The organism is Mycobacterium sp. KBS0706, from assembly GCF_005938675.2.
In the GTDB taxonomy this organism is placed as follows: Bacteria; Pseudomonadota; Alphaproteobacteria; order DSM-16000; family Inquilinaceae; genus Inquilinus.
This window is the reverse complement of the sequence record NZ_VCCH02000268.1, coordinates 1-1,498: the sequence shown is the minus strand read 5'-3', so window position 1 is coordinate 1,498 and position 1,498 is coordinate 1. Positions and strand designations below refer to the sequence as shown.

Below are 1,498 nucleotides of genomic sequence, written 5' to 3'. Positions count from 1 at the left end.
TGGTCGGCACCCCTCGGGCTGACCGCGGCTTCCTCCTCCGAAGGCCTTCGGACGCCGGCCCCGCTCCCGGCCCAACCCACTGCACCAGGGCCGGCATCCGAAGCCCTAAACAAAACCGGCGGGCTTGTCACATTCGCGGCCTTGCGGGGCTCTGGCGATCAGCATAGCGGTTTGCCATGGCCCAACCCTGCTATTCCGGCTACCGCTTTCCATCGGATGTAATCCAGCGCGCCGTCTGGATGTATCTCCGCTTCACCCTGAGCTACCGCGACGTCGAGGACCTGCTCGCCGAGCGTGGCATCGAGGTGTCGTACGAGACGATCCGGCGTTGGGTGATCGGCTTCGGTCCCGCAATCGCTCGGCGTCTTCGTGCATGGCGGCCGGCGCCGCACCGGCGCTGGCACCTCGACGAGATGTTCGTCCGGATCGGCGGCAAGCAGATGTATCTCTGGCGCGCCGTCGATGCCGAGGGTGAGGTGCTCGAGGTGCTGGTTCAGGCCAGGCGGGACGCGGCGGCCGCCCGCAGGCTGATGCGTAAGCTCCTCCGGAAGCTGGGGATCGCCCCGAACCAGTGGGTTACCGACAAGTGTCCGGTCTACGCCGCTGCGCTTCGCGATCTGGGCCTGGGCGCCGCAGTTCACATCAGGGCCAAGCGGCAAAACAACCGGGCCGAGAGCTCGCACGTCCCGGTTCGCCGACGGGAACGCAAGCTGCAGCGGTTCAAGTCGCCCGCCTCGGCGCAGCGGTTCCTGTCGATGCACGCCGCGACCTACAACACCTTCAACGTTTGCCGTCACCTCACCACCGCCCGCACGCACCGCCGCTTTCGCGCCGAGGCGTTCGCGGCATGGCGGGATGCGGCTGGCGTTGCGGCCTGAGCCCGGAGGATGCCGGCCTCATCGCGGCCACGCTCGACAACGTGACAAGCCCTCCCCCGGCATTCGAGTTCCACACGATGGCGTTGGCCGCAATCAAAGCTGACAGCCTCAAGATGTTCGAACCGATTGAGCGCCCAGGCATGGCAGGTCGTGCTGTCCTGTACGTCGGAGAAGACGACGAGCGCCCCCTTATCGTTCTTAAGGTCAAATCTTCGCCTCAATAGGAACAGGCGCCGCCGCTCGAATCGCAATAGACGCCGACCTCGAAGAGTTTGGCGACAACGACCGCGGTGAACGAGGTGTAGTCCCGCTCGCTGCATGTATTGAGATCCGGAGATCCGCATATGAAGAAGCGCCCCGTCCGGAGGCAGGGCGCTGGACGTCGCTTTAGGCCTGGATCACACTCTGGATGCAAATGAGCGTCGGCGTTGGGCCTGCGAGCGGATCGCACGCACGGCCCTTCGGCTAGGTTGATGGAGGAGAAATGGCGAGTCGGGTTCGGAAACCACCGACATCACAGCGGCAACAAGGTGCGCCGCAACATGCATCCAGTTGCTTCCCCCCTGCTTCCCCGCTTGTGCAAGCGAGGCCGGGGAAGCAGAAAGAGCCCCTGAGGGCGC

The 1,498-nt window shown here is 65.3% G+C and carries 2 protein-coding genes; one reads left to right on the top strand and one right to left on the bottom strand.

Annotated features, from left to right (window positions below):
• The first annotated feature begins 176 nt into the window (after positions 1-176).
• Positions 177-878: an IS6 family transposase gene (locus tag FFK22_RS41735; RefSeq protein WP_143956997.1), complete on the top strand. Its 702-nt coding sequence runs from the start codon at positions 177-179 to the stop codon at positions 876-878.
• Here the strand turns inward: FFK22_RS41735 and FFK22_RS45010 are convergent.
• Positions 794-1,198, bottom strand: coding sequence for a 7-cyano-7-deazaguanine synthase (locus FFK22_RS45010; RefSeq protein ID WP_138893701.1), 405 nt, complete (start codon positions 1,196-1,198; stop codon positions 794-796). The genes FFK22_RS41735 and FFK22_RS45010 overlap by 85 nt on opposite strands.
• Positions 1,199-1,498: the final 300 nt, after the last annotated feature.